The sequence below is a fragment of the Paraflavitalea pollutisoli genome (assembly GCF_029360705.1).
In the GTDB taxonomy this organism is placed as follows: domain Bacteria; phylum Bacteroidota; class Bacteroidia; order Chitinophagales; family Chitinophagaceae; genus Paraflavitalea; species Paraflavitalea pollutisoli.
This window is the reverse complement of the sequence record NZ_JARKMX010000004.1, coordinates 1-19855: the sequence shown is the minus strand read 5'-3', so window position 1 is coordinate 19855 and position 19855 is coordinate 1. Positions and strand designations below refer to the sequence as shown.

Annotated in this window: 17 protein-coding genes and 1 tRNA gene; 8 read left to right on the top strand and 10 right to left on the bottom strand. The window is 50.3% G+C overall.

What is annotated here, in order from left to right:
• Window positions 1-57 precede the first annotated feature (57 nt).
• Window positions 58-1476, bottom strand: coding sequence for a glycogen synthase (locus P2W70_RS09975; protein WP_276481301.1), 1419 nt, complete (start codon window positions 1474-1476; stop codon window positions 58-60).
• 254 nt (window positions 1477-1730) lie between these two features.
• On the opposite strand from P2W70_RS09975, the gene P2W70_RS09970 reads away from it, so the two are divergent.
• From P2W70_RS09970 to P2W70_RS09960, 3 genes are all read left to right on the top strand, one after another.
• Complete coding sequence (locus P2W70_RS09970; RefSeq protein ID WP_276481300.1) at window positions 1731-3206, top strand: MFS transporter; 1476 nt, start codon at window positions 1731-1733, stop codon at window positions 3204-3206.
• A 66-nt stretch (window positions 3207-3272) separates the two neighbouring features.
• Entirely contained in the window at window positions 3273-4259 is a 987-nt protein-coding gene (locus P2W70_RS09965) for an ROK family protein (RefSeq protein ID WP_276481299.1), read from the top strand.
• 27 nt (window positions 4260-4286) lie between these two features.
• Window positions 4287-4715, top strand: a complete 429-nt coding sequence (locus P2W70_RS09960; protein ID WP_276481298.1) for a hypothetical protein — start codon at window positions 4287-4289, stop codon at window positions 4713-4715.
• A 10-nt stretch (window positions 4716-4725) separates the two neighbouring features.
• On the opposite strand, the gene P2W70_RS09955 is transcribed toward P2W70_RS09960, so the two are convergent.
• The 3 genes from P2W70_RS09955 to P2W70_RS09945 form a co-directional block, all read right to left on the bottom strand.
• Entirely contained in the window at window positions 4726-5691 is a 966-nt protein-coding gene (locus P2W70_RS09955; protein ID WP_276481297.1) for a phosphodiester glycosidase family protein, read from the bottom strand.
• A gap of 28 nt (window positions 5692-5719) precedes the next feature.
• On the bottom strand, window positions 5720-6652 hold the full coding sequence (gene lipA, locus P2W70_RS09950; protein ID WP_276481296.1) for a lipoyl synthase: 933 nt from the start codon (window positions 6650-6652) through the stop codon (window positions 5720-5722).
• A 98-nt stretch (window positions 6653-6750) separates the two neighbouring features.
• The gene (locus P2W70_RS09945) at window positions 6751-7551 is read right to left on the bottom strand and encodes a hypothetical protein (RefSeq protein ID WP_276481295.1); all 801 of its coding nucleotides are present in this window, start codon (window positions 7549-7551) and stop codon (window positions 6751-6753) included.
• Window positions 7552-7600: 49 nt separating this feature from the next.
• Between P2W70_RS09945 and P2W70_RS09940 the strand changes: the two genes are divergently transcribed.
• Window positions 7601-8032 (top strand): OsmC family protein, encoded by a 432-nt coding sequence (locus tag P2W70_RS09940; RefSeq protein WP_276481294.1) that lies wholly within the window; start codon window positions 7601-7603, stop codon window positions 8030-8032.
• A 111-nt stretch (window positions 8033-8143) separates the two neighbouring features.
• Here the strand turns inward: P2W70_RS09940 and P2W70_RS09935 are convergent, their stop codons facing one another.
• The 5 genes from P2W70_RS09935 to P2W70_RS09915 form a co-directional block, all read right to left on the bottom strand.
• Entirely contained in the window at window positions 8144-9433 is a 1290-nt protein-coding gene (locus P2W70_RS09935) for a DUF2851 family protein (protein ID WP_276481293.1), read from the bottom strand.
• A 134-nt stretch (window positions 9434-9567) separates the two neighbouring features.
• Window positions 9568-10149, bottom strand: a complete 582-nt coding sequence (locus P2W70_RS09930) for a Maf family protein (protein WP_276481292.1) — start codon at window positions 10147-10149, stop codon at window positions 9568-9570.
• Window positions 10149-11096 (bottom strand): geranylgeranylglycerol-phosphate geranylgeranyltransferase, encoded by a 948-nt coding sequence (locus P2W70_RS09925; RefSeq protein WP_276481291.1) that lies wholly within the window; start codon window positions 11094-11096, stop codon window positions 10149-10151. The genes P2W70_RS09930 and P2W70_RS09925 overlap by 1 nt, the downstream gene beginning before the upstream one ends.
• Before the next feature lie 103 nt (window positions 11097-11199).
• Window positions 11200-11718, bottom strand: coding sequence for a KdsC family phosphatase (locus P2W70_RS09920; RefSeq protein ID WP_276481290.1), 519 nt, complete (start codon window positions 11716-11718; stop codon window positions 11200-11202).
• A 97-nt stretch (window positions 11719-11815) separates the two neighbouring features.
• The gene (locus P2W70_RS09915) at window positions 11816-14002 is read right to left on the bottom strand and encodes a carboxy terminal-processing peptidase (protein WP_276481289.1); all 2187 of its coding nucleotides are present in this window, start codon (window positions 14000-14002) and stop codon (window positions 11816-11818) included.
• 341 nt (window positions 14003-14343) lie between these two features.
• On the opposite strand from P2W70_RS09915, the gene P2W70_RS09910 reads away from it, so the two are divergent.
• The 4 genes from P2W70_RS09910 (at window position 14344) to P2W70_RS09895 (ending at window position 19463) form a co-directional block, all read left to right on the top strand.
• Window positions 14344-14420, top strand: a tRNA-His gene (locus tag P2W70_RS09910).
• A 146-nt stretch (window positions 14421-14566) separates the two neighbouring features.
• Window positions 14567-16072 carry a TlpA family protein disulfide reductase gene (locus P2W70_RS09905; protein WP_276481288.1) on the top strand — a complete coding sequence of 502 codons (1506 nt, stop codon included), beginning with the start codon at window positions 14567-14569 and terminating at the stop codon, window positions 16070-16072.
• Window positions 16073-16162: 90 nt separating this feature from the next.
• The gene (locus P2W70_RS09900) at window positions 16163-16735 is read left to right on the top strand and encodes a DUF445 domain-containing protein (RefSeq protein ID WP_276481287.1); all 573 of its coding nucleotides are present in this window, start codon (window positions 16163-16165) and stop codon (window positions 16733-16735) included.
• Window positions 16736-16826: 91 nt separating this feature from the next.
• Window positions 16827-19463: a TonB-dependent receptor gene (locus tag P2W70_RS09895; protein ID WP_276481286.1), complete on the top strand. Its 2637-nt coding sequence runs from the start codon at window positions 16827-16829 to the stop codon at window positions 19461-19463.
• A gap of 92 nt (window positions 19464-19555) precedes the next feature.
• Here P2W70_RS09895 and P2W70_RS09890 read toward each other — a convergent pair.
• Window positions 19556-19855 (bottom strand): group II intron maturase-specific domain-containing protein (locus tag P2W70_RS09890; protein WP_276481285.1); only part of this gene is annotated, 300 nt, incomplete at its 5' end.

The window sequence follows — 19855 nt, the reverse complement described above, 5'->3', positions numbered from 1 at the left end:
TCTATCCTTTTTTTGCAACGATAAGATGCTGGTACAACAGCTTTATGGCTATAATGTTTATACCAATGCTGCCTGGTAAACGTCGACATACTGCTGAACACTGGACTCCCAGCTAAAATCGAGCTGCATCATCTGCCTGCGAATCCTTTTTACGGTGTCCTTCTGGTGATACAATTCCGTTGCCCGCCAGATGGCATGGGTAATATCGCCTACACTTGTGTTGTTGTAGCAAATACCATATCCTCCCGGATCGCCATAGTCGATCACGGTATCTTTCAGTCCACCGGTACGGCGTACCATCGGCACCGTTCCATAGCGCATGGAGTACATTTGGTTGAGGCCGCAGGGCTCTACCCGCGAAGGCATGAGCAGAAAATCCATGCCGGCGTACATAGTATGACTGAGTCCTTCATTGTAGCCAATGAAGACATTGTAATCGTATTGCGAGAGGGGTTTGAGCGCAGACAGGGCAGCTTCCACCTCGGGAAATCCGCTACCCAATATTAAGAAGTTCATGCGACGCCCGATGTGCATGAGCGAGTCGCGGATAGCCTGGGGCAACAGATCGGCCCCCTTCTCTCCTACCAGCCGGCCGATAAACCCGATGAGGGGTTTGTCGAAATCGAGCGAAAACTGGTCGCAGAGCTGCATCTTATTCTTGGCCTTGCCTGCCTCCAAATCCTCCAGCCCATAGCGGTGGGTGAGGTATTCGTCGCTGTGCGGATCCCAAACCTTGACGTCGATGCCGTTCAATATACCGTAACACTTGCCTTTTTCGTATTCAAACAGTGCCTCGAGCCCGTTGCTCACGTATTTAAGCTCTTCGAGGTAGCTGGGGCTCACGGTGGTGACCTTGTCGGCACATTTGATGCCACAGGCCAGCGGATTGATGGTCTTGTCCCATTCCAAAAGCCCCCATTGCCACATGTCGTAGGTCGGGATGAAGATGCCTTGTGCCCAGCTCATCCAGCCCTGGTACTGGGCATTGTGGATGGTCAGTACGGTCCGGATGCCGGCAATCGGCCGGTATTTGATGGAGTTCTTCAGCATGAAGGGGATCAGCGCTGTGTGGTGATCGTGTACATGGATCACATCGGGATGATGTTGCCAGGCACTGACCCAGTCCAGTACGGCGATCTGGAAGGCGGTAAAGCGTTCCGTATCGTCGTCGTAGCCGTATACTTTTTCCCGGTCTAACAGTCCATTGATATCTACCAGGTACAGATCGAACCCGAGTTTATTATGTCTTTCTTTAATAATGGTAAAATCGAACCACCAGTTGCCCAGGTTGGTATTGCCCTTGTGTACCACATCCCAGTCGTTCTGATACAGGAATTTTGTTCGATACATGGGCATCACCACTTTGGCGATATGCCCTGCTTCGTTGAGGTATTTTGGTAGCGCACCCACCACATCTCCCAATCCCCCTGCTTTGGCCACCGGGTAACATTCTGCGCTGACGTGTAAGATCTCCATGCTGTTTCAACTAATTGGTGTGCATAAATCCCTGTCAATTTAGGAAGGATTTTGATTCATTGTTGCACAAGGCTTAAAAAAGGCAAAAGAATGCTTATGTGTGATCATCAGCAGGTTGCAGTATCATTACAAAAGCTACATTTGCGACACTAGTGCCCGGGGCGCCTTGTATAAATTTTGGGCCACCCTAGCTGTCAAAGCAAAAAACATTTACTTTTAACCAATTTTAATCAAATTAGCTAAAACGGTATTGCATGTCTAAACCCACCAAATGGTCCCAGTTCGGAGTACTGGTCTCGGTTTTCTTCTTCTGGGGATTTGTTGCTGCCAGCAATGATATCCTGATCCCTGTGTTTCGCGAAAAACTGCATCTGGAGCCCTGGCAGGCGCAAATGGTCGCTTTCGCCTTTTATGTGGCTTATACAGTAGGTTCCCTGATCTATGTGGGCTGGAGCAAGGCTGTGGGTGGCGACTTACTGAATAAGATTGGTTATAAGAATGGTATTGCCATTGGTCTGATCATTTCGGCATTGGGTACCCTGTTGTTTTACCCGGCAGCCGAAAGTGAATCCTTTCCGCTGATGATCTCGGGCCTGTTCATTGTGGGCCTCGGTTTCTCCCTGCAACAAACAGCCGCCAACCCCCTGGCCATTGTGATGGGCGATCCCAAAACGGGTGCCCAACGACTTAGCCTGGCCGGTGGTGTAAATAATTTTGGCACCACCCTGGGTCCCGTACTGGTGAGCTTTGCGATCTTCGGATCGGTTACCAGCAAAAATACCGTGGCCGATATCGGTGCTGTAAAAATACCTTACCTCGTATTGGGTGCGGCTTTTGTGATCGTAGCCCTCATTTTTAAATTCTCCTCGGTTCCCAATAAGATCGATAGCGTAGAAGAAGCACCCAAAGACGCTTCTTTAACGGACTATGCCGCTACCCTGCCCCGCAAAAGCCCGATGAATTACCCGCAACTCGTGTTGGGTATGATCGGCATTTTCGTGTATGTCGGTGTGGAAGTGGCTACTGCCGCCAACCTGCCCCAGTTTATGGAAGAACACCTGAAGACGCCGGAAGGCCTGCCCTTCACGGCTGAGAAGGTAGCTCCTTATGTATCCCTGTACTGGGCGAGCCTGATGATGGGTCGCTGGACGGCCTCGGTAGGTGCCTTCAACCTGAGCAGTGGTGTTAAATCGATCCTGCGTTTCGTGATGCCTTACCTGGCATTCGGCGTGTTCCTGCTGATCAATGTGATCGCCAATCACGACATTACCCCTTTCTATATCTATCCCGTCATCATCCTGGCGCTCATCATCGCCGACCTGCTGAGCAAGGGCAACCCGGCCCGCCAGTTGCTGATCCTGTCGTCCTTTGGCATCGCTGCGTTGCTGATCGGTATGTTCTCCGATGGTATGATCAGTGTGTATGCCTTCACCAGCGTGGGTCTGTTCTGCTCTACCCTCTGGCCTTGTATCTTTACGCTGGCCATTGCGGGATTGGGCCGCCATACCAACGCCGGCTCGAGCTACCTCATCATGATGATCATGGGCGGTGGTATCCTGAGCTTGTTGCAAGGCTGGCTGGCAGGTCCTGGTGTGATCGGCATTCAGGCTTCGTTCATCGTAGGTGTACTGTGTTTCGCCTACCTCGCTTTCTATGCGATCAAAGCGAAATCGATCCTGAAAACACAGGGCATCGACTACGACAAACTGGAAGGCTCCGGAGGCCACTAATCAACAGAAATAATTTGTACATTGCGTCCCGCTCCCAAGCGGGACCTTTTTTTAGAATATAAACTCATGGCAATCAGTCAAAAGCAAGAGCTTGCAATCGGCATCGACATTGGTGGTACCAATACCGTATTCGGCATCGTAGATCATCGTGGTGACATCTCATACCGGGGTGCCATTTCTACCAGGAAGCATAATAACGTCAATGACTATATCGACGAGTTGTACGAAGCCCTGATGCCTGCCATCAAGGAAGTAGGCGGTATCGACGTGATCAAAGGCATCGGTATCGGCGCGCCCAATGGCAACTATTACAATGGTACCATCGAGTACGCTCCCAACCTGCCCTGGAAAGGAGTGATCCACCTGACGCAACTGGTTACCGACAAATTTGGTGTACCCGCTTCTCTGACCAATGACGCCAACGCAGCTGCGGTCGGCGAAATGATGTATGGCGTAGCACGCGGCATGAAGGATTTCATCATGATCACACTCGGTACGGGTGTAGGTAGTGGTATCGTTGCCAACGGTCAGCTGATCTATGGTCACGATGGCTTTGCCGGTGAACTGGGGCATACCACGATCATTCCTGACGGACGTTTACACAAGGGCACTGGACTGCACGGCTCGCTCGAAGCGTATGCTTCGGCTACGGGTGTAGCATTGACTGCGCTTGAATTCCTCGATAAAGCACCTCAGCGCGACAGCCTGTTGCGCAATTATGCCAAAGAAGCCATCGATAGCCGTGTAGTATATGACTGCGCGATAGAAGGCGATAAACTGGCACAGGAAGTATATGAGTTTACCGGTAAGGTACTCGGATTGGCCTTGGCCAATTTCGTCATGTTCTCGTCTCCCGAGGCCATCATCCTGTTTGGCGGGATGACCAAGGCGGGCGACCTGATCCTGAAGCCAACGCAGGAGACCATGGAAAAGAACATGCTGCCTATTTTCCAGAACAAGATCAAACTGCTTTTCTCTGAACTGAAGGAAGCTGACGCCGCGATCCTGGGCGCCAGTGCGTTGGTTTGGGAGATGAAGACCAGCTTGGCTTAACGTTGTATTTACACAACTGCTTTATATATGAAATCCTCTTTTATCCTGTTCGCCTCTTTGATCATCAGTGCGTTTGTTTACGGACAACGTGATAGTACCGACCTTACTGGTACCTGGCGTTCGATGCTCGAAAAGGATAAAAAGGGTTTCATCTTTTTTAAGGATGGATTTTTGTCATTCATCCAGACCGATGAGCCGGAAATAGGCGGCCATCCTGGTGAACAGTCGGAAGGCAAGACTTTCTGGCGTTACAAAGTAGGGCGGCTAAACAACTTCTTTACCATCGACGTCATTACCATCCGTATTGAGAAACAAAAGCAGGTAGAAGTAGAACGCTCCCTGGGGTTATTTACTTACCTGCGCGATGGCAGGATCAAGATGGCCCTGCCTCCTCCGGGACAGCCCAGACCCTCTCAATTCGTCAGCGGGGAAACGAGGGTATTCACCCGCCAGTAACTTGCTCTAATTATTTCTTTTTCTTTTTCGGTTGCTCACGAATAATGAACACACCCGGCACGGATCGTTGCCCTGTTTTGTCGGACGGCTGGATGGTTTCCTTGCCATTGACCAGTACACAGCTGCTGCCGCCGCCATCGAGGTTCAAGGCTTCCACACAACCCAGGTCTGCCAGTATTTTGGCTTCTTCGGCCAGCGTTACCCCTTCAGCAACTCCCGGAAATCGTCCCTGCACCACTAATATGATCAGCTGGCGCTTGGCTGTATAGCCCATGGCCGTACGCGGATGCAGGTCTTTTTCTCCATTCACGAACATCTGCTCCGCTTCATTCGTCACCCGTACCAACCCATCTTTTACCAATACAGGTCCACCGCCGATAGCGGTTTGCATTTTCCACCAACGCCACTGATCGAGGGTATTGAGGTCCGCAAACGATGGATCGGGATTGGTGCCTTTTGCCAGGATAGGCCGCTCCTGGAAGGCATATGGCCAACGTTGGGCCGTATCGGTAAACAACCAGGCTACATCGGCACCGCGATGCTTCGTGATTCCAAAGGCACTGCGGGTAGGATAATAAAAGGAATCGGTGCCTTTTTGCTGCATGGCCGGCTGATTGTAGGCTACCAGCTTGCCGTCGCGCATCACCGCATTCAGGTTTTGATTGGTGGCAAAGGAGAAGAAGGTGCCGTTCATGACGAGCAGCGGTTGCTTTTCCTTTTCATAGAATTGACTGGGTGTATACCGTTGTCCCTCTCCTACCTGTGTGGTAAATTCCAGTTTACGGTCTTTCAGGTTGGCCACAATACAATAGGCGACAAAGGGGCGACCATTGAGCGAGTCGGTCGTCTTATAGATCTGCAGGCCCGATGGCAATCTGCCAAATCCACTATCTACCCGCCGCCAATTGAGTTGCGCCCAAGAAAAAGGAGCATACGCCAATATGAGTATGCTCCCGAGCAATAATTTCTTTTTCAAAAGGATCTTATAATGTGTTGATCGAATACTAGGCCAGCACCTGTTGCTTTTGCAGCTTCCAGGTAGAGACGCCATAACCGGGTATCACGTGCTTATCGCTGTGGTAAGAGGAACGTACCAAAGGACCACTTTCAACATAATCAAAACCCATTTCATAACCAGCCTCCCGGAAAGCAGCAAACTCATCGGGATGTACAAACCGTTGTACCGGCAGGTGCTTACGGGTAGGTTGCAGGTATTGACCGATGGTCACCACATCTACACCGCTGTTGCGCAGGTCACGCAGGGTTTGCAGTACTTCTTCTTTTTCTTCACCCAGCCCCAGCATGATACCGCTTTTGGTACGCATGCCACCTTCTTTCAACACTTTCAAGACATCCATGCTGCGGCGGTATTTAGCCTGGATACGTACCTGGCGGGTAAGCCTTTCCACCGTTTCGATGTTATGCGACACCACTTCCGGCGCTGCTTCTATGATACGCTGTATATTTTCCTGCTGGCCTTTGAAATCAGGCACGAGGGTTTCGAGTGTGGTAGCGGGATTGAGCGACTTGATCGCTTTGATGGTATTGTACCAGATGATGCTGCCGCCGTCTTTCAATTCGTCGCGGTCAACGGAGGTCACCACGGCATGTTTTACCTTCATCAGGTAAATCGCTTCTGCCACGCGCTGAGGTTCATCCCAGTCTACCGCCTCGGGGCGGCCGGTGGCCACCGCACAAAATCCACAGCTGCGGGTACAAACATTACCCAGGATCATAAAAGTGGCCGTACCTTCTCCCCAACACTCTCCCATATTGGGACAGTTGCCACTCTCACAGATGGTGTGCAGCTTATGCGTATCCACCAGTCCACGAACATGCTTGTAATTCTCGCCGGTAGGTAATTTTACCCGTAGCCAATTGGGTTTCTTGATCTTAGCGGTTTCGGGTACGGTATTAATAATCGGTAATTCCTGCATATTTTGTCTTTCAGTGATCTGTATCAACAACTTATAGCAAGCAGTTGTTCAATATCGGCAGCCGGTGGCTGCGGCGACAAAAATACATCACTTTGGTGTCATTTTCGCTTGCCGAGGAGCAGGGTGACATATCCGTTGAAGAAAAACGTCTTTTCCTTGTTGTAGGCCATCTGGGATACCTTTTGGGGATAATATTCGGCCCCAACACCCACTTCCACGGCGCTAACCGTTTCATTGAAACGGCCAAAATCGAACCGCATCCCTACTTTGGCCTGGGCTCCGGGACGGAATTTCACTTCATTCCAGCCTGTCGTAAATCCGGCAGCACCAATCTCCTTGTAGTTGGAATCGATGATCGTGGGGTATGTGGAGCGAACACGTTCGCCATTTTTATCGACATCTACGAGGTACGGTTTCTGGAAGCCCAGCGAAACACCACCAGCATATACTGCCATCACTGCTACGCCATTTTTGTTGCCTTTACCACCAATCACCCGTTGCTGGCCCATGCCAAATTTCAACTGGTAAAAATTGTTGGTCTTACCATAGATATAGCTGGATACGTTGAAGGCACCGTAGGTTTTATTGATCCGCTTTTCCTTCGAACTTTTCTTCTCATTCAATTCTATCTGGAATATAGTAGCTACCCGGTTGCTTTTAAAGCGCCCCCATTCGTAAGAAAGACCATAGCCGTCGGTCGATAATTTGATGCCGAAAATGCTTTGTTTGTTAAAAATGATCTCTCCCTCCTCTTCCATTTTCAGTAGTTTGGCTACCTGCTCTTTTTTGGCCGCTTTTTTATCCTTCCTGGCTGTGGGCGACTTCGCTTCGGGGTTGTTCTGTGCCCAGGTTGAACATGCTATCAGTCCTAATACAATTGACAAAACAAGTTTCTTCACCGGCTGTGATTTAATTATTCAACGTAAATTTAAGGCAAAATTACACATAATGACCTCTACTGTTGTTTACGAAGGAAACCTGAGAACGGTTTGTTCCCATTTAAAATCAGGCAGTCAGATCCAGACGGATGCACCACCAGATAACCAGGGCAAAGGCGAACGCTTTTCCCCAACCGATCTGCTGGCCACTTCCCTGGGCGCCTGCATGATGACGATCATGGGTATCAAAGCCAGGGATATGGAGGTAGACCTGACCGATACGAAGATTGAATGTGAGAAGATCATGGCGGCCGATCCGCGCCGGGTGAGTGGCATCAATTTAACCTTCAGCTTTCCGGAAACGCTGGTGGTAGACGAAAAAACAAAGGAAATACTGGAGCGTGCAGCACATACCTGCCCGGTGATCTACAGCATTCACCCGGATATTGTCGTGAATGTGACGTTCAACTGGAACCCTGCAACGATCACCCTGAAAGTGTAAGTAAAATAGACATTCGGTGACCGATGCAGCATAAAATCTGTACAGCCACCTGATAAACCCCATGCTGAATGCCCACGATTCCGGAATGGGGTTTTCTTATGCGCCTGCTGCCTATTTAGTGGCCGTTCCCATCCTTGTCATATTCTTTTTGAGCAGTACGTTCCCCACCGCACAGTCGAGACATCGCTTCTGATCGCAATAATGGGCCTTCAGCTCCAGGAGCGCCTGCGATTCGAAAGCATTGGTGGCATTCACGCCGCACTGGCGGAAACTACGGGTTACCTGGTTTTCCTCGGCTTGCAATTCGTTGAGCCATTGCAGGGCCTTGTCTTTGAAAGGCTGCTCTTTCCGGAGGTAGCCATAGGCAAACACCATGGGCACGATGGTATTGATGATGACATTGCGGATCATGCTTTCGCCCAGGTGTTTAGGACGGGCGGGGGAAAGATGATCAAAAGTATAATGCAGCTCCCAATACGCTGCCGCCTGCACATCGAGCAGGGTTTTAACATCTTTGATCGATTCTAATTCCTTATATTTCGAGAACAAATGACCTGATTGATGGATCAACATCGCCAACTGAGAGAGCCGGAGCGTCGGGAACGACGCCGGTCGCATGCGCAGAAACGCAGAAGCCTGCGGCACCTGCTGCAGGTGATAGGCTTTTTGCTGGAACTGGTATCCATATTTTAACTGCCGGGGCCAGGCATCAGTAAAGTCTTTTTCCAATAAACCGGCCTGTCCCGCCAGCAATCCCTCCAATTCATCTGGCTTATCGCGCAACTTACCCAGTAGGGTCAACGGAATACTGCGTGCTACCAACTCAAATACATCCGCATTCACTTTCATGCCAAAATTACGGGCCATCAGCCACCAGCAGGTTTCATCCCAGTGTTGGTTATTTTGCCGCAGGCAATCCATCACCCAGCCCGATTTACGTTGAAGCCGCTCTACCAGCAATCGTTCATTCCACGATAACCAGGTCAGTGGGTTGACCTCGGCGATCTGTTCACCACAGGCAATGAACCACTGATTGTTCATCCAGGTTTCGTATTGCTGCAACAACAATTTGGACACACGTTCCTGTAATGCCAACACCGGAATCGGGCTGGCACGACTGTCGAGATCTTCCTCCCACACTACATGCAGGATCACTTTATCATAATTGGGATCATACTGGTGTTCGTGACGGTACCAATGGGAAGTTTTGATGTGCAGCTCTACGGGGCCAACGATCGTGGTGTCGCCAATTCGTATGCGGGCCGCCAGAAAATCTGGCCCTTGATTGGTATTTAAAGTGCCGGGATGTAAGATCTGAAAGGACTCACCGGAGGAAAGCAGGAGTTGCGATTTATTGAAATACTGGAATTGCCAAATAAACTGGAGCAGTCGTTCAGTCATAGGTAAGCGGCTTTTGCAGCATATACGGAATAATCCTCCGGACGTATTGCGAAGAACTCATTTTTCCCGGATTATTTATGCACCATCCCCGCAAGGGCAGGCTTCGTACCAGTATCTGCTCAACGCGCCGACTGCTATATTGCTTTTAATGCCTGTACCACACGGCTTACCGGCAGGCCCATGACATTGTAGAAATCGCCATTGATCCGTTTGATTCCGGTAACACCGATCCACTCCTGGATGGCATACGCGCCTGCTTTATCGTACGGGCGGTATTTATCGACGTAGAAAGCGATCTCGCTGGTGGTAATGGGATGAAACCAGACCTCGGTAATATCGGCAAACGCCGTTTCGTCGCCGTCGTGGAGGATCACTACACCGGTAATCACCTGGTGCCTTTTGCCCGAAAGACTGCTGAGGATATCGATGGCGTCTTCCCGGTCTTTCGGTTTACCAATGATGGTTTGTTCCAGCACGACGACCGTATCGGCCGCAATGATCGTCGCATTATCCTTGTATTTCAGGTACTCGTCACATCGCTGTACAGCCAGCGCTTTCTCGCGGGCGATGTGTATCGGAACTGTTTCCACCGGCATGCCGGCCGGAAAACTTTCATCGGTAGAACGTACGATCACATCGAAAGGGATCTCGGCCCATTCCAACAATTGCTTGCGGCGGGGCGATTGCGAGGCCAATACTACACGTTGAAGCACCATCAGGTAAAATAGATTTTAAAGAAGATCATCGACACGATGCCCGTCAGCATGACAAACTTCACATGATTACTCACCTGGTGAAACTCCTCGCTCAGCTGGGCTTTGTACAACCGGCGCAGGATAACCAGGAGGGGAATGATAATAAGTACTACACAATACAGGGCCGACCACCACCAGGCAAATGTAAGTACATAAGCCTGTACGATCACCAGGGCCGCTACCAAAACAATGATCCAGGTGGCCGCAAACACCTTCGATACGTTGACGCCCCACACAATGGGCATGGTGCGGCAGCCATACCGCTCATCACCCGCCATGTCTTCGATATCTTTGACCACTTCCCGGATCAGGGAAATGATAAAAGCAAATCCCGCATACAGAAACGTAATACGCATGATCTTCGAGGCTTCCGTCAAACTATGAACCTCCGGCGACTTGATCACCTTGTAATGGATCATAAAGCCAACTACCATGACCGTCCACGCCGTCAACAACGAAATGATGATATTACCACTGAGTAATTTGCGTTTGAAGGTCGTGGAGTAGAACCACAGCGCGATCACGCACCCCACATTGGCCGGTGCCAGCCACCACACACGTGTTTTCCAGGCCACAAACGTGCTGATCAGTATGCCCGCAATGGAAAGTACCAGGTGCCACAAAATGGCCCAGCGACGTTTGATGACCTTTTCCACCACCAGTTTGCCCGGTTTATTGACCCGGTCGATATTGAGGTCAAAATAATCATTGATAATATAGCCCCCTGCCGCGATCAGCAATGAAGCAATGGTCAGTAAGATGAACTGGTACACCGGGATCAGCAAGGGCATATTGGCCTGCCTGAATACGGGCATGACCACGCAAACCAGAAACAACAACTGGGTGAAGGCAATGAACACGAGGTTCAACGAGCGTATCAACCGAAAAAATGCGACCACAAGTTTCATGAGGCACTAAGATAATCAAGAGATTTAATGATTGCCAGCATTTACCGGCAAGGAGCATCTTTTTTGCCCCGGTATTGGATAGTAGCCAGGCAGCAAACCCGTACTAAATACTTGCAGTATGCGTATAAAGGTCCCAATGGTCGTTCAGCTTCAGTACTTTTTCGATCACATCGCGCACACAACCCATACCGCCCGTGTGCAAAGAAATGTAATGTGCTGCCTCTTTGATCTCCGTCACGGCATCCGCAGGCGCACAGGCCAGGCCGGCTGTCTTCATGACTTCATAATCGGGAATGTCATCGCCCATCATCAACACTTCGGCCGCTTGGAGGCCATGCTGCCGCATGTATTCCTCCAGCCGTGCTTTTTTATCTTTTACCCCCATAAATATATCTACCAGGCCTAGCTTGTGCAGGCGATCTACTGCAGGATCGCTGGTGCTTCCCGAGATCACCACTACCCGGTACCGCTTTTTGATGGCCAGCTGCAACGCAAACCCATCCTTGATGTTCATACGCCGGTACTGCCCCCCATCGAGCACATAGACGGTGCCGTCGGTCAACACGCCATCCATATCGAAAACAAAGGTCGTAATACGCTTAAACTGATCTAATAGGGTCATAACGTTGGATAGTAAGAAGACAAAAATAGTGAATATTAAAAAAGAACGCTGAACGGCAGGGGCCATTCAGCGTTCTGTACTATTAAATTATATACGATTAATTGATCTTGTTGGCGCCGCCCGTGTTGTACACCACATTCTGTTGAATGATCATGTCATTGATCACATTCACGGCTTCACCAAGATATATATCGCGGTTGCGCAGGTTCTTGATCCAGGCTTTGAAACGCTCCAGTTTACCGGCATCATACTCAAACTTCTTCAGGTCATCGCTCAGGGCCTCTACATCGAGTTCCTTCGCCGATTTGCTGATCGAGTCGATCTCTTTACCAATGGTTTTGGATTGTTTGGCCTCTTCCTGGAATTTCTTCAGGCTGAGCGGTGATACTTTATCGTTTTGCTTCGACAACCATTCTGCATTGGCCTGAATCCGTGAAAAGGCAGCATTGGTCTTGATACGCTCGTCGCTGGCTTTTTTAATGGGCGCCAGGTCCAGGCCGTATTTCCAACGACTGAAGTCGGCTTTCTCAATTTCATCCCACGGCAATGCGTCGGGGTTGTCCTTTTCGCGGAGCTTGGAGTACTCTGCCAGATCAGGCAGAGTGATATCGGAGCTAACGCCACGCAGCTGGGTAGAACCACCATTGATGCGGTAAAACTTCTGCAGGGTCAGCTTTACAGTACCCAGTTCGCTGTTGGGATTGAGCATACCCAATGTTTTATCCAGACCAATATTGCGTTGTACAGTACCCTTACCATAAGTAGTGGTGCTACCGATGATGATACCACGGTCGTAATCCTGGATCGCTGCGGCAAAGATCTCGGAGGCAGAAGCACTGAACTCGTTGACCATAACAGCCAGCGGACCATCGTATAATACCGATTTATCGCGGTCTTGGTAGATGGTAGGTTTGCCTTCCCGGTCTTTCACCTGTACAATAGGGCCACCTTCGATGAAGAAACCCACCATTTGTACTACATCGAAAAGAGAACCACCGCCGTTGTTGCGCAGGTCCATCACGATGCCATCTACCTTTTGTTCCTTCAATTTGATGATCTCTTTGCGAACGTCTTCCGCACAACGGGGACCTTTCGGGTTCTCGAAATCAGCATAAAACTCGGGCAGGTAGATGAAACCGATCTTGCCTTTTACTGTATTGATGATCGCACTGCGGGCAAAGGTTTCGTCCTGGACGATCTTATCGCGGATGAGGGTTACCACCTTCACGGAACCATCGGCTTTTTTCAGCGTGAGGCGTACTTCCGTACCTTGTTTACCACGAATCACTTTCACGGCATCCTCTACGAAGAAGCCAGCCAGGTCGGTGGGCTCGGCGGAGCCTTGTGCCACCTTCAGGATAAGGTCGCCTACAGCGATCTGACCCGATTTCCAGGCCGGACTGCCCGTCACCAGCGTAGCGATCTTGATACCACCATCCGATTCGATCAGTGAAGCACCGATACCGAAAAAGGTACCGCTCATCTGCTCGTCGAAATAACGCTTGTCGACGGGTGGGAAGAACGTAGTATGGGGATCCATCGACTCGGTGATCGTCTTCACGAATTCGTTGAAACGATCATCCTCGGAGATCTTCAGCTTGAGGCGCTCGTACGTGCGGTCCATGATCTTGAGTACGCGGTCGCGTGCTTCTTTTTCCAATTCCGCATCGGTCTTGGCTTTTACACTGTCTTTGCCTTTGGCATTGTCGCGGGCATCGATCAGGTCCGAATAACGGTCGAGTACATAATACTTCAGGCGTTTGCGCCAGAGTTCTTTGCGCTCGGCCTCATTCTTCGGCCAATCCAACGTTTCTGTATTAAGGTTGACAGACTCGTCTTTGGTGAATTCGAATGGCTTGCTCAGAAGTTCTTTGTAAAGCGCTTCCGTTTCAGGAATACGCTTTTTGAGGATCTCAGAGACAGCAGGCACAAATTGCACGGGCTCACCCAGGATCTCGTTGTCGATCTTGGTTTCGTATTTCTTCAGCTGCTGAATATCCGATTGCAGGAGGATGTTCTTGGATTCGTCTACATACCGGTTGACCAGGAACTTCTTGAATACTTCTTTGGAGAAATTGTCATCGATCTTCTTAGGGCTATAGTGAATCTCGGAAAGCATTTCGCCGACGTTGCGTAGGATCTTTTCATACTTCGTAGCGGGCGGATTACCCCCTCCACCACCAATACCGAGCGACCGGAAAGCGACAAACAGTCCGGCACCCAATATGATCAGCACAATGGGCAGGTTTTTCTTTTTTACCATATAACGTAATACTTTAGTCATTGCTACCAAAAATAACGATAATTAAGCTGGGTTGTTGCGAGCTAAATTGAATATTAACAATCGGTTTTGCCTGAAAATCCGAATATCAGGAGGATCGGGAAAACCAGCAGGATAGATGGTACAAGGGCTAATTACCTGCCGTACAAAATGGACATCCGCTGGTGGTCATGGAGATCGTTGATAACAAACTCCCATCAATTTCCCGCGCGCCCTCACCTACCGATCAGCCATGAGAGACGATCATCCGACTTTGTGCATAAAAAATTGGCAATCATTAAAAAATAGGGCGCTGTTTTTTTGGAGGAAATGATATTTGCTTTACATTTGCACTCCCAATTACGGTAGCCATAGCTCAGTTGGTTAGAGCGTCTGATTGTGGTTCAGAAGGTCGCCGGTTCGACCCCGGTTGGTTACCCCAAAAAAGCGTTCAGATGGAAGTCTGGACGCTTTTTTATTTTCTACTGCTGCCACGCCCCCAACAATAAATTAATCCCTTCTTTAACTAACTTCTTAGTTATAATTATAACTAAATTCTTAGTTTTACAGCCATAACTCAAACACACTATGAAAACGTTGACTTGCATCGCGTTAGGCGCTCTATTAAGTACATGGCCAATTTTATCCCAGGCTGCCGAAGGTGAAAAACAGCCGTCGACCAGTGCTGCTTTGGCACCCGATTCACAGAATAACCAACTCACCCGCACCCAGGTAGACTCCGTAAAGATCACCTGCATCGTGCCCGAAGGCATCCATACTGTAGCCATCGCCAAGCCCATCTTATTCCTCACCCAAATGCGACCAGAACAAATTACAGATGCAGCCGTGCACGATGGCCGCATCGACCTCGCCTTCGCCCAACAAACACCCGGCTTTGTACAATTCATTGTATCGGGCCACAACAACTGGATGGTGTATGTGACGCCTGGTGATAGCATCACCTGCAGGATCACTGGTACTGGCCCCACCAGTACAGTACATTTCGAGGGCCGCAACGCCATCAACTGGCAGTCCTTCGCCCTGGTATCGGGCCTTACTGCCAATCGTTTACTGCCCACTTACAGTCGGTACAACGATCCGCATGTTTACCAAAATGCGCTCAATGCCTGGCGGACCGCTGCGCTTGATTCACTCACTCAGTATTGGCAGCCCCAAAAGCCGAAAGCCACCGTTCAACAGCTGGCAAAAGCCTGGATCGACTACGAATACGTTCGCCTTACCTATGCCATCTTACCCGGTTTGCCCGCCGATTTCCCCTTTGCCACGTACACCCGGGAGGCAGATCAATTCCTCTTCAACAGCGACCTACTGGCAAACGTCAGCAGTTATCAAAACGCCTCGCTGGCCAAATATATCTTCCGCTACCGGCGTGATACCGCCTGGACGATCAGCCGCCTGGCAGCGAATGCCCAAAAGCTATTATCCGGCAAAACCCTCGACCATGTATTGTCCAACCTGACGGGCGTCTATGCACAAAAGCAACTGCCAGCCGATAAACCTGCCTTGGAAAAGCTGTTTGTCACTGCGCAAAAGCAGGTGAAAGACTCCGTATATGTGGCCTATATCAGCAAAACAGCCCTTGATTACCGTGTCCTCGGCAAACCGTTGCCCGACGCAGTACTCGATCAAACTTTCCTCACTTCTTATACAGGCGGACAGGAAACAAGTCTGCGTACCCTCCTGCAACAATACGCCGGCAAAGCCGTGTACCTCGACCTCTGGGCGAGCTGGTGCGTTCCCTGCCGGGAAGATATTTCCCAATCGGCCGAAGCAAAAACCTACCTGAAGGAAAAAAGCGTAGCCTATTTGTATATATCTATCGATAAGAATGCTGCAGCCTGGAAAACGGCTGCCGCACAGGATACCATCACAAACGATCAATTCCTGCTCAATACAGGTAAGGCAACCCCCTTCTACCAGTTCCTGAACCACGAATTCATTCCCCGGTACGTATTACTCGATGCCAACCACAAAGTGAAAAGTACCTATGCACCGCGGCCCAATGCGGGTGGCACGGCCGCTTTAAAAGCACTCGTCGCATCTTTGAGCGCCAAAGTGGTCACTTTTAACTGATCATAAACCGAAATCAACCAGGGGCGCAGGATACAGCTACGAAAGCCAAAAATAGCTGTACCTTGCGCCTTCATTTTATAAAAGCAGTCTATGAGCCCCTGGTGGTTAATGATCCCCATTCTCTCAGCCCTCATCGGCTGGCTAACGATTCACCTGGCAGCCAGGCTCTTCTTTTCGTGGATCTTACCCAAACGTCGTCACCAGTGGACGGCCACCATCGCCAGGCAGATCAGCCAGGAATTGTTTGCCTCCGGCCTGCTCGAACAAAAAGTGGCCAACCCCGAAAGTCTCCAGAAAATAATGCCCCAGGTGGAGGTACATGTCGATGACTTCCTGCGCCAGGGTCTTCCCAAAGCGTTCCCGGTCATCAGCACTTTTATTGGCGAACGTACCATTGGTCAATTGAAGGAGATATTCCTTAAAGAACTGGAAACCATCTTCCCGGCCGTGATGAAAAGTTATGTGGGCAACCTGCAACAGGACCTCGACCTCGCACAGGTGATTATCGACAAGGTCGGTAGTTTCACCTCCGAAAGTATACAAATTGCTGCCTATCAGGCCATAGGCGCCGACCTCAACAAAGCTGCCGCACTTGCGGCCGGCCTGGGGCTGATCATCGGTCTGGCCCAACTCGGCATTGTCATGGCGACGGTCACTTATTAGGCTTTTTGCCACTCATCACAATGTCATAACCGTGTCACAGGTTCTATTCCACTTTTGCGTCTAATCCCTACAATTATAATTAACCACAGGTATGAGAAGTCTTCTATTATTTGTTGTATGTGCTGTTCTGTGCAGTAGTAGCATAGCCCAATTCCCCGGAGGAGGCGCGCCAGGTGGCGGCCGGCCAGGCGGTGGCGGCGTTCCCAGTATCGGCCACTTTTATGGTCGTATCCAGGACGCTAAAACCAATAAAGGGATTGAAGCAGCCTCCGTGCAGTTGATCATGACCAAAATGGACGCTGCTACTAAAAAACCCAAAGATTCTATCGTAAGCGGTATGCTGACCCGCAGCAACGGAGATTTTAGCCTGGAGAACCTGCCCATCTTCGGCAATTTCCGGCTCAAGATCACCGCCATCGGTTATAAGACCATCGATCAGAAAGTATCTTTCGACCTCAAGTTTGGCCAGGGCGATATGAGCCAGGCGATGAACGCGGTCGATAAAGACCTCGGCAATTTCAAGCTGGAGCAGGACGCCCAGGTGATGGCAGAAGTGACCGTTACCGGCTCCAAACCCCTGATTGAAATGGGTATCGACCGTAAAATATTCAACGTGGAGAAGAACATCAACTCCGCAGGCGGTACAGCCGTGGATGTGATGCGCAACGTACCTTCTTTGAATGTAGATATCGATGGTAACGTAACCCTGCGCAATGCGGCTCCACAGATCTTTGTGGATGGCCGACCCACTACCCTCACCCTCGACCAGATCCCTGCTGATGCGATCCAGAGCGTGGAAATGATCACCAATCCTTCCGCCAAATACGACGCAAGCGGTGGTCAGGCTGGTATCCTCAACATTGTACTGAAGAAGAACCGCAAGGCTGGTTACAATGGTAGCATCCGCGCCGGTATCGATTCCCGCGCCCGCATCAATGCCGGTGGCGATATCAACGTTCGTCAGGGTAAGGTAAACGTATTCGCCAACGCGATGTACAACCAACGGAAGTCTATAGGCTGGGGCTGGTCGGAGCAAACTGACCTTCGCCGCAACATCTTCACCCGCCAGGACAATGACCAAACCAACCGTGGTTCCTTTGCCTTTGGCCGCTTCGGACTTGATTATTTCCTCGACAACCGCAATACCATCTCGGTATCGCAGTCGCTGGTACGCGGTAATTTCAAGAACGATAACGAAGAAGACTACCTGGTCGACTCCCTCAGTAATTTCAGCTACAGCCAAAGCCGTAACAGCCTGGGTGAATTCACCTTCCGCAACTACGGTACACAATTGAGCTATAAGCGCTTGTTTGCCCGCGCTGGCCAGGAGTGGACGGCCGATGTCAACTACAACCTGAGCAAGAACGACAACGAGAGCAATATCTTCAACAACTATTACCTCGACCGCGATCAAACGATTGCCAAGCCCGGTGGACTGGTGCAGAACTCGATCGGTAAGGGTAAGAACAGCTTTATCGTTGCCCAGACCGACTTCGTACAGCCCATCACCGAGAACATGAAATGGGAAGCAGGTCTGCGTGCGCAGATCCGCAAATCGGAAAGCTTGCAGGACATTGCCTACAACGGCATCAAGAACCCCGACTTCAGCAACAACTTCGAGTATACCGATTACGTATATGCCGGTTACGCTACCTTCTCCCAGAAGGTAAAGGATAAATGGAGCTACCAGTTAGGGTTGCGTGCAGAGAGCTCCAGCTACGATGGTATACAACAAGGTAAGGGCGAATACTCCAACAGTTTCCCCATCAGCCTGTTCCCCAGCGTATTCATCACACGTAACTTCGAAAACAAGCAGGATCTCCAGGTCAATTACTCCCGTCGGGTAAACAGGCCCAACTTCTTCCAGTTGATGCCCAACTACGACGTATCGAACCAATTGAGCTACCAGACGGGTAACCCCAACCTGGTACCGGAGTTTACGCACTCACTCGAACTGTCGTACCAGAAGACCTACGGAGCCAAGAACAATACCTTCCTGGCCACCATCTTCGGTAAATACACTGAAAACCTGATTGCCCGCTACCAATATTGGGAAAAGTTCAATACCGACTCTGCTTTCGTAACCAGCTGGATCAATGCGAATGAAGCGTTTGCCGGCGGTTTGGAACTGGTGTTCCGTAACAACTGGACCAAGTGGTGGGATATGAACTTCAGCACCAACGTGTATTACTCCAAGATCAATGGCGACGAAGCGATGCAACAGCTCGACAACGAGCGTACCAGCTGGTCAGCCAAGATCAACAACACGTTTAAACTGGGTAAAGGCTACAGCATCCAGCTGAGCGGTGACTACATCAGCAAGAGCGCCTTACCTGTCAGCACCAGCAACAGTGGTGGTGGCGGCGGTGGTGGTCGCGGCGGCGGCGGTGGTGGCGGCGGCTTCATGGGAGCAGCCCCCTCTTCTACACAAGGTTTTATCGATGCCAACTATGGTGCCGATCTGGGCCTGCGCAAAGAGTTCACCCTGTGGAAGAATACAGCCACTGTTTCCGTTAACTGGAACGATATCTTCCGTACGCGTCGATTCTATTCGTTCTCCGAGTCAGAAGGCTTCACGCAGTGGGATTGGAGAAGAAGAGATCCCCAGGTGGTACGTGTTAACTTCAGCTACCGCTTCGGTAAATTCGATATCGGCCTGTTCAAACGCAAGAACATGAAGGGCGAATCGGAAGGCATGCAAAATGGAATGCAAGGCATGGGTCAATAATCCAAGCCTGATCATAAGTGAGTAGGAGGCGCGGTTTCTGCCGCGCCGTCCCCTCCAGCCACCGTACGTACGGACCCGTATACGGCGGCACATCAGAATAAAAACGTTGGAAGGGTACTTAATTCCGTAAGGGATAGGTACCCTTCTCTTTTGAGTAAAGAGCTGTTCAGTGCCCGTTTCAGGATAGGACTGTGACTCAGCCGCCAATAGCCTTTACGACTATTGCCCCATTGATAAGCCTGCCAGTCGGGCGTCCCCAAACTGACGAGCTTTTTCACCCGGGTCGACGGCAGCTTCCATTGTTTCCAGTAGCATTGTCGAAGGCGGCAGCGAACCCACTTATCAAGTTCGACATATACGCTCTTTGCCTCGTTCAGTCTGAAGTACTGTAC